A 9,388-nucleotide genomic window follows, 5' to 3' on the forward strand; every position below is an offset into this window, starting at 1 on the left:
TTCACCCGATTGCCCTGGGGATTGCCCTGTTTCCGGTTCTCGCTCACTTTGCGTGGATGGCGGTGGATTGCCTCGGTCGGGTGATGGGCTGACCCAGCCTCCCCATCCTGGTTGACATGAACATTCCCTTTGCCATCCCCGAGTGCCAGGTCGCACGTTTCGTCGAGCGACACGAGGATCACCTCGTCATCCCGACGCGGCTGGACGCGGCTAGCGGTCGATGCCCCGACTGCGGTCATGCCAGCCGATCCGTCCATAGCCGCTATCACCGCTATCCCGCCGATCTGCCAGTATCGACATCGCAGGCCAGGCTCCGCATCGAGGTACGGCGGTTCTACTGCCGCACGCCGACCTGCCGACGCCGGACCTTCGCCGAGGCGCCCATGAGCCTCCTCGCACCGCGCGCCCGGCGCACGCGGCGGCTCTGCGAGGCTCAGGCCAGAGTCGGCATCGCCTGCGGCGGTGCGGGCGGCGCGCGTCTCCTCACTCACCTCCATATGCCGGCGAGCCGCGCGACCGTGCTGCGGCTCGTCTCCCGTATGCCGATCCCCCGACGCACCGGTTCCCGTCCGGGTGGGTATCGACGACTGGGCGATCAGGAAGGGCAGCCGGTACGGCACGATCGTCGTCGATCTCGACCGTCACCGCGTGATCGACCTCCTCCCGGATCGCACAGCGCGCACGCTGGCCGGCTGGCTTGAACGGCACTCCGGCGTCGCACTCGTCGCCCGGGATCGCTCGACCGAGTATGCTCGAGGCGCAAGCCTCGGCGCTCCCCAGGCGCAGCAGGTCGCCGATCGCTGGCACCTGCTCGCCAACATGCGGCAGGCCGTCGAACGCTGGCTCTACGGTGCCCATGCCCGGTTGCGGAGCCTGCCGCCACTCTCTGGCTCGGCCAGTCTTCCCGTCCGGCGCGACCACGCCTTCGCCCGCAGCACGGCGGAACTGGAAGCGGGCACGCAGAACCGGATGCGATGGCAGGCTGTCTACGACGAGGTCCGCCGCCGGCATGCCGGCGGGGAGCCCCTGCTCGGGATCGCCCGTGCCATGGGGCTGGCGCGCGCCACCGTGCGCAAGTACGCGGCAGCCGAGACGTTCCCGGCTCGGCTGCCTCACGGTGCCGGGCCGAGCCTCCTTGATCCGCATGTCGCGTACTTGGCGGGGCGGATCGACGAGGGCTGCGAGAACGCGATGGCCCTGTGGCGCGAGATCCGGGAGCAGGGCTATCCGGGGACGAGCCGGCAAGTGCATCGCTTCGTCGCTGAGCGCCGAACGAGGCCGGTCCGATCAGGCCGCAAGCCCCGCTGCGCGAGGGCCGGTGCCTCGCAGCGGCCTGGGACAGAAGCCCCATTGCCGCCCGCACGACAGCTGGCGTGGCTGCTCGTGCAGCTGATCTCGGTCTTGGATGAGAGCGACGTGGCTGTGGTGAGCCGCGTCGAGCAGGACGGCACCGCGCGAGCCGTTACGGGTCTGGCCCGCCGCTTCACTGCACTCGTGCGCGCCGCCGGAAAGGGCAAGACCGTCGCGGATGATCAGGAAGAGGACGCCGCAGCGGACATCGCCGCCTGGATCACGCAAGCACGGAGTTGCGAGGCTCCTGCCATCGCGACGTTCGCCTCGGGATTGGATGCGGACAGCGCGGCCGTCCGGGCTGCTCTGACGGAGCCCTGGAGTAGCGGCCAGGCGGAAGGCCAGGTCAACCGGCTCAAGCTCATCAAGCGCCAATGCTACGGACGGGCAGGCCTCGATCTCCTGAAACGCCGCATGGTTCTTGCCGCCTAATCCATGCAAAGTGAGCAAAAACCACCGGTCTAGGGCAACCTCATGTCAAGCCTGAACACGCATGCGTCGCAAGTGGCGCATCAATGTGACGAACACCTTGTCACCGGCACATCAATAGCGGGCGCAAAGGCACGACATGACACTGGCAGAATCGCGTTGCAGGGTTTGAACGATCGAAACTCTGCATGATCAGGGCGGCAACGCATGGCGAGTTGGTTGTCGCGTGTCGAGCGAAAAACGGGACACATCTCAACAAATGAACCAAGTCGAGGGCCTGCATGTAGAAAATCATCGTTTCATGTAGAGGCCGGCCACGGCACCCGTGACTTCAGCAACGTTGAGTGCGCGCTTCTTGTCGATCTCTGCGCGGGAAAGGCCAGCCCTGGTACCCAGGCGCTCCGCTTCGGCATTGCGCGCATCAATTTCCTGCACTGCATCATATTTCGCGAGATTTTCACCGAACATCGTATAAAAGAACCAGCTTTCAGTTTTGGCTCTCTCCATCGCTTCATACGGCGTATAATCATGTGAATGATAGACAATCGCGTTAGGTGCGTAAATTTTTCCATAACCTTTTTCGATAATCTTGAATGCCCATGCTTGGTCTTCACCGTATTCTACTTCAGGATATGGAATATCTCGCCAAATTGATTTTCTCAGACAAGAATTGTTATCGCTATAAAATCGCAAAATTTGGCGAAACCCGTTGTCCTTTGAGTTCCACCGTTTAAGATCAAGATATTTTGTAGCCAGGAGAGGCAGGTTATCGAATGTCTTGAAGTGATTTTCTATATCCCGCCGTGTGTAAAAAGACGCATCAGGCCAAGCGAGGTGTTTCCCAAACGCTCCCGCGGCTGTCTCAAAATGTTCCATTGTGGAGACCATATTATAAAGCCAGAACTCATCACTTGGTAGCGCATCTTGAGTTAGAAATAGGACAAACTCACCATTACTTTCCTCGACTCCCAGGTTTCTCGTCCGACCATGTTGGAAATCTTTTTTATTTATTGAAATGCAGCGAGCGCTAGAATAGTTCTTCAATATCTCGACAGTTCCATCAGTCGAACCACTATCGACTACAACAATTTCAAAATTCCAACCCGTCCGCTGCTTGCTGATCTGTTCAACAATGCGCGCGAAAAGCTTTCCACCATTAAGGGTTGGGATAACAATCGACGCTTTTAAGTTTTGCTGCACAGTGCTTCGAGCGAGCGCCGGTGAGGCGGCTTGCCAGGAATGATACTCTAAACGATTCAGGATCGCGGCTTCGACAGATCGAGCGGCACTTTCCCAGGAGTGCTTCTCGACCCAAGCGCTTGCTGCGTGTACTTGCTGTTCCCTTCGTTCAACGTCAAGGAGAAGATTGCCGATCTCAGTTGCGATGGCCTCCGGTATCGGCTTAGTCAGAGTTGCAACCTCTGATGGAAATATGGCCCGTGTGCTGTCTACATCAAGTTCTACGATCGGCAAGCCACAAGCCATCATCTCCTGCGGAACTAATGAATAATTTGTAGCAGAGAAACAGATCCCGATATCGCACTCTCTGTAGAGTTCTCCTAACTCGATCGGATTGAGAACGCCGTAATTGCGTACCGCAAACGGCGCACGTTCGATGCGCTCGTGTGTGCCGAAAATGCTGACCTCGAAACGAACGCCCTTGATGTGGAGCGCTGTTAGGGCCAACAGACCCAATTCCACGCATCTGCGGGCCGAATGTCCGCGACCATAAAGCGCAATGCGAGGCACAGAATTATTCTTCTTCTGCTTTGAAAGAAAGTAGACATCAGGATCAAAGGCAAGCCAAAATGGTGCTGCCCATCGGCTGTATCCTTGCATCTGAGTTGCTAACCATGGACTCGCGCAAAGACAGTCGAGATCTAGATCATAAGTCTGCTCCGCCAAAAGGGTTCTCGATCCTCTCGGATAGAAATACGGTTCAAAATCTTGGACAAAATAAAACTTGCGCTTGAAGCCCGTTGTTTTATCGACGTGATAGGCCGTGTCCCATGATGTTGCAACGATTACATCCGCGGACGTTTCATGCAATTCTCTGCCGTACTGTTTTACATCCGCTTTGACAAATTGGTAATAGGATAGTATCTTATCGTATCTTTCATTCGGGCAAATTTTATTATCGCTCTGAATCCATATTGTGCATTTATGACCAAAATATTCAAGCCAATGAATCATACGAAATATTGTCATGTGCCCCCCACCGCCTATGTCAAAGTTGGGGATGAGCCAATGAATGTCGAGCGATTTAGGATTGTAGTAACTATCCGGAGCAATATCGGATTCGCCTAGATCCATCTCTTCAATTGCACCCGTGATCATGTTGTCATGCACAATTACGGCATCACTATCGATTGTAGCTTCAGTGACGAATTCAGAGTCGAAGGTTCGAAAGCTATTCTGCTGGCCCCAAATAAGAAAATGCGTCAGCGGGTCGATTCCGTTATACAGGCTGGCGTGTGGATACTTTGTCCGATAATATTCTGTAGAAAACCACGGATTCGGATCTCGGCCCTCCTTGTAGCCAAAATGTACATAATGCATAATTGGTTCAATATTATTATTTTTGATGTCGGAATAACGTTCCCGATAGAATTTTTCATCGAAAGACTCTCGAATAATTTTCTGCACAATGAACTGACGTTCTTCCTCATTCTGAGCCAGCAGAATGGGATGGACAATATTTGGAATGCTGCCGTATTTCTTGCCTTCTTTAATATAATGGTAAAGAGGATTGATAATATTAAAATCAACATGACGATGCGTTTCTTTGTAGAATCTTGTATTGAACCAAGCACAAGGATCAAGATTCATATGAGATCCGAAATAAATATAATGCTTCAGCGGATTCACATTTTCTGATAGTGGGACACCGCTATTCCTAAAATAATACGATGCATCGAAATATCTTCTAATAGTGACCTCCACATCAGAAACATCGTCATATGAATATCTTTCTAAAACTGTTTTTTCTGGATGCCCAGGTCGACCTTCCAGTTTCCCCCACTTGATATAATGCAAGAAAGGATTGATATTTAAATTTTTTACATCCGAATTCTGATTTAGATAATACTCCGTAGAAAATTGTCTCGTGGGGTTGTATCCGAGATGCCAGCCATACGCTATGTAGTGTAGAACAGGATCGATGTGATTGGCAACTATGTCTGGATGTTGAAAAATATAGTACTCAGTATCGAAATTAGCACGTATCAACTTGGTATCAGCGTCATCACTTATCGCGAACACAGAATTGCGCTCTTGATCAGGGTGCGTTCGTCGACCCTCGTTACGACCCCAAGCGGCAAAATGAATCAAAGGATTCATACCAACGCATAAAACATCGGGGCTGCGTGACAGATAATAACTACTTGAAAAATATGGAGAAGGATCAAGCCCGATTTTCCATCCATGTTCAAGGTAATGCGTGAGAGAATTCACTTTATCAAGATTTAGATTGGCGCGCTTATTGTAATAAACTTCGTCGAAAAACAGGAGGCACGCTTCAAGATGATCAATATTGTTGACGCGCTCCTCTGCGTCATCATTATGATATACTTCAGACAATTTAGAACCCCCGAAATTTGAAACTCTGCTTCAGCTAATTCTTACTGATGAAAGCGGGATTTTGTCATTTGTGTTGCCCGTACTTATTCTTTCAAGACAGTCGAAATATTATTTGCATGGGCCGCCTCTCTGCTCCGAGCCATGGGAGTGCCTGACTCACTTGATCGCGAGCCTGATAGCGCGTTAACCAGAAAATTGCAACGACGCGAGATATAACAAAATATGATTGTAAATTATTCAAAATGCATTTTGATTTTGCACTGATAGCAACAGATCACACAGCATAATAATGCTTTTTACTACCTTTTATCGTAATTAAATTGATGACAAACGAGGCAAATTGGCTTCTAGCATGAAAAACTATATAAAATCACACCCCGCTTAACAACCGTTCGTATTTTGCAAATTAAAATGATCCATAAATCATTTTGCAATCTAGATAAGATAAAATGCCATTTTTTCTATAAATTATTTATCAAAAAAATTCTATACATCAAATATTACCCACAAATTGGCATAAAAAATATTTAAATATTAATAAACATTAGATTGAGATGGCGTATCAAGCGCTTTCGCGCAGCGACCTGCCAGCCCACGTCAACTTTAGCACCGGACATAGCTGTCATGGAACCGTGCTCGCCCAGAGATCCAAAGGCACGTGTCGGCGCCGAGAATGACGAAAGAGATGATACCATGAGCGGTATAAGCGGGCACGTATCCAGTCAGTACGACCTTCCACCTGAGCATGTTACTTCCAATCACAAAGTCCACGCTCTGTGACATTGCAGGGCGACGGGTTCAGCTGTTGTTCCGAGTAGCCGCTTGGCTCTCGCCCATCTCAGTTCTCCTTTACTAACGGAAACGGCCGCTGATGTTGAAAGGTTGCACGTGGCGCTTGAGCGTCATGCGATCGGTCTGCAGCGGCCGAGTTGAGTGGTGCGTCTGTTGGGTGGAGGAGCCAGCGATGACCTCACCTCTGTCCGTCGATCTGAGTGAGCGAGCCGTGTCAGCCGTCATGGCGGGCGCTTCCTGCCCCCAAGCCGGCGAGCGGTTCGGCATCAGCGCCGCCAGCGTCAGTAGCTGGCACGCCCGCCATCTCCGGGACGGCCACGTCCGCTCCGAGCCCATGGATCGCACGTCATCGAGGCCCACGCGGTGCGTATCCTGGGTCTATGCGAGGAGCAGAGCAACATCGTGCTGGCGGAGTTGCGCGGCGAACTGTTGCGGTAGTGAGCGTTTCCTGGCTTTGACCGAGGAGCCGCGTGCTCACGCACGTGCAATCGGGCGAGTTGGAACCGCTGATCGATGCCTGCCGCCCGAGAGGTAAGACGCCGCCCCAGGACCTGGACCGCACCATCTCTGCCAATCTCTGGCGGCATTCAGAACGGCGCCGCTTGGCGCGCCGTCCCGGTCGAACCGCTGGCAAGCACGGCGTTGAGCGTGACGAGCAGTTTGCGGGCAGTGGCAGTGAGTGCCGCCTTGGTCGGCTTGCCGGCCAACTGGAGCCGCTGGCGGAAGTCCCGGAATACGGCACAATGCCGCGAGGCCTGCTGGGCTGCGAGGTAAAGGTGGGATTGCCCCGGGATTTGTGGAGACCAAGATCGCTTTCGCGTGAGGTGTTTTTGCCATGCCGAGAACTCGTCCCCCGTACCCGGCGGAGTTCGGCCGCCAGATGGTCGAGTTGGTCCGCGCCGGACGCGATCCGACCGATCTCGCCCGTGAGTTCGAGCCGTCGGTCCAGGCGATCCGCAACTGGGTGGCCGAGGCCGACCAGCAGGAAGGACAGCCTCCTGCCGCTGAGGCTGTCCTGTCGGCGAGCGAGCGCGAGGAGTGACTTCGGCTGCGGCGGCGCGACCAGCGCCCATTCTTCATCGCTGACATCGGAGGGGGAGGAGCGGCGCGACTGCATCCCACCGAAAATGGCGCACACGCCGGTCCGTAACAGCCTCTAACTCTGCCAACATCCGCGCGTCGACGCGCTTGGTTTTCCCGATCACTCCCATGGCACAGGCAAAGTCTCGCGCCTGACGGGGGTTCACGCGGCTGAGCCGGACATTGCAAGTTTCGAGAGCATCGCGCAGCACGCGATCATAATCACCGCTTTCTTCGAATATTACCCATGCCGCCTGCTTTGCGTATGCAACTGCGAAGCTTCGTGCTGCAGCATCCGTATTTGCGATCCTGCGTGCGCCGCTGAGTACATGGTGAACGTCGAGCCAGTACTTGGCGACATCAACTCCGACGAAGATGTCTTACATCATGATCCCTACTCCTGTCCTGCGGGATAGGCCGAAGCTGTCCTAATCAACTGTTCAGGCTGATGCTTCATGGCGCGGACGGCTCCCGATCCGGGAACTGGGCTCAGACACCCTGGAGGCTCGCCGGATGCCGCCCGCGGGCGCAGAGTAGATCAACCGCGACAGACAGGAGGCTCCCCCTTCTGAGAGGATGGAGCCATGACGAAGCGAACAGCCCCTTTTTCGCCTGAAGTGTGCGAGGGTGCCGTGCGGATGGTGCGCGACCACGAGGGCGAGCACGGCTCGCCATTGTCAGCGATCCAGTCGATTGCTGCCAGGAGCGGCGGCTCGGGCGAGACACTGAGGAACGGGGTCCGCCAGTCCGAGCGAGAGAGCTGCAAGCTGCGCCAAGCTAACGAGATCCTGCGCAGGGCGTCGGCGTCTTTTGCTCGTGCCGGGCTCGGCCGCCGGTCGCGGCCATGATCAGCGTCATCAACGAGCGCCGGGAGGTCTACGGTGTACGGAAGAGCTTGCCCCGGACTTGATCCGGGTCATCCATCGGCACGCCGTGGCGTTCCGTCGAGGCGGTCGAGTACGCCACCCTGGAGTGGGTTGACTGGTACAATCATCGCCGCCTGCTCGCACCGATCGGCAACGTCCCTCCCGCCGAGGCCGAGGCGCGCCATTATGCTCACGTCGGCGACCAAGCCCTGGCCGCCTGACCCAAGACAAGCAGCCTCCGAGAAACCCGGAGCGGTTCAGGTCGGCCTCTCCGGCGTGTCGCCCCACATCCTGAGACACAGCGCGGCGGTCTGGATGGCGGAAGCCGGCGCGCCCATCAGCGAGATCGCCGCGTACCTCGGGCACGGCGACGCCGCATCGGCCACGAAGCGGTACGCGCGGTTCACGCCCACGCACCTGCGCCGGGCCTTCCAGGCCCTGGCGGTCGGACGGCTACGGGTTCACGCGAACCTGTGAGCACATCCTAAACGGACCGGGGCGCATTGCCTAAGTATCTGATTTTCTGGGAAGAAGATGGTGCCGCTGGGGAGGATTGAACTCCCGACCTCATCATTACCAATGATGCGCTCTACCACTGAGCTACAACGGCCCGTCGGCTCCGCTTCATCGAACCTGCCCCGTGGCCTGGAAGGCCGGGCGGTCCGCGGCGGGGCGCCGAAGACGAGCGGGGGGATAGCGGATCGTTCGGCGCATTGCAACAGCCCTGCGGCGGAAGAATCGCCGGAGGGCGGATCGCGGCGTCCCGGCGGCGTCTGGCCCGCGCCTTGCTAACTCCATCCACCAAGGGGAGTGCGCATGGACATCGAACTCGTCAGCCTGACCAAGCGCTACGGCGACACCGTCGCGGTCGATGGGATCAACCTGAAGATCCGCTCCGGCTCGTATTGCTGCCTGCTCGGGCCCTCCGGCTGCGGCAAGACCACGACGCTCCGGATGATCGCCGGGCACGAGACCGTCTCGTCGGGCGACGTGGTGATCGGCCCGAAGGCGGTGGGCGACCTGCCGCCGGCCCAGCGCGGCACCGCGATGATGTTCCAGAGCTACGCCCTGTTTCCCCACCTCACCTGCCGCGACAACGTCGCCTTCGGGCTCAAGATGCGGGGCGTGCCGAAGGCGGAGCGGCTGAAGCGGGCCGAGGCGATGCTGGCGCTCGTGCAGATGGATAAGCTCGCCGGGCGCCTGCCGGCCCAGCTCTCCGGCGGGCAGCAGCAGCGGGTGGCGCTCGCCCGCGCCCTCGTCACAGGGCCGAAGGTGCTGCTCCTCGACGAGCC

The 9,388-nt window shown here is 56.4% G+C and carries 5 protein-coding genes, 1 tRNA gene and 3 pseudogenes; 6 read left to right on the forward strand and 3 right to left on the reverse strand.

Annotated elements, in window-relative coordinates:
• The coding region (locus VQ02_RS39480) for a hypothetical protein (RefSeq protein WP_245239873.1) at window positions 1-239 on the reverse strand (239 nt) is incomplete at its 3' end.
• Here VQ02_RS39480 and VQ02_RS26955 point away from each other — a divergent pair.
• A pseudogene (locus VQ02_RS26955) lies at window positions 135-1,782 on the forward strand (ISL3 family transposase). The gene VQ02_RS39480 and the pseudogene VQ02_RS26955 overlap by 105 nt on opposite strands.
• A 288-nt stretch (window positions 1,783-2,070) precedes the next feature.
• Here the strand turns inward: VQ02_RS26955 and VQ02_RS37615 are convergent.
• Entirely contained in the window at window positions 2,071-5,358 is a 3,288-nt protein-coding gene (locus VQ02_RS37615) for a rhamnosyltransferase WsaF family glycosyltransferase (protein ID WP_157080832.1), read from the reverse strand.
• A 1,262-nt stretch (window positions 5,359-6,620) separates the two neighbouring features.
• Between VQ02_RS37615 and VQ02_RS36170 the strand changes: the two are divergent.
• The 4 genes and pseudogenes from VQ02_RS36170 to VQ02_RS36180 all read left to right on the forward strand — a co-directional run.
• Window positions 6,621-6,774, forward strand: a pseudogene (locus VQ02_RS36170) (IS5 family transposase); the annotation flags it as partial.
• Window positions 6,775-6,985: 211 nt separating this feature from the next.
• Entirely contained in the window at window positions 6,986-7,192 is a 207-nt protein-coding gene (locus tag VQ02_RS26970; protein ID WP_048447332.1) for a transposase, read from the forward strand.
• A gap of 969 nt (window positions 7,193-8,161) precedes the next feature.
• Window positions 8,162-8,317: pseudogene (locus tag VQ02_RS39490) on the forward strand (IS3 family transposase); the annotation flags it as partial.
• Complete coding sequence (locus VQ02_RS36180) at window positions 8,283-8,573, forward strand: tyrosine-type recombinase/integrase (RefSeq protein ID WP_083469482.1); 291 nt, start codon at window positions 8,283-8,285, stop codon at window positions 8,571-8,573. The pseudogene VQ02_RS39490 and the gene VQ02_RS36180, both read left to right, overlap by 35 nt.
• A gap of 58 nt (window positions 8,574-8,631) precedes the next feature.
• Here VQ02_RS36180 and VQ02_RS26980 read toward each other — a convergent pair.
• Window positions 8,632-8,706, reverse strand: a tRNA-Thr gene (locus tag VQ02_RS26980).
• A 206-nt stretch (window positions 8,707-8,912) separates the two neighbouring features.
• On the opposite strand from VQ02_RS26980, the gene VQ02_RS26985 reads away from it, so the two are divergent.
• Window positions 8,913-9,388: ABC transporter ATP-binding protein (locus tag VQ02_RS26985; RefSeq protein ID WP_048447330.1), on the forward strand; the 476-nt coding region annotated here is incomplete at its 3' end.

The sequence above is a fragment of the Methylobacterium variabile genome (assembly GCF_001043975.1).
GTDB classification, from domain to species: domain Bacteria; phylum Pseudomonadota; class Alphaproteobacteria; order Rhizobiales; family Beijerinckiaceae; genus Methylobacterium; species Methylobacterium variabile.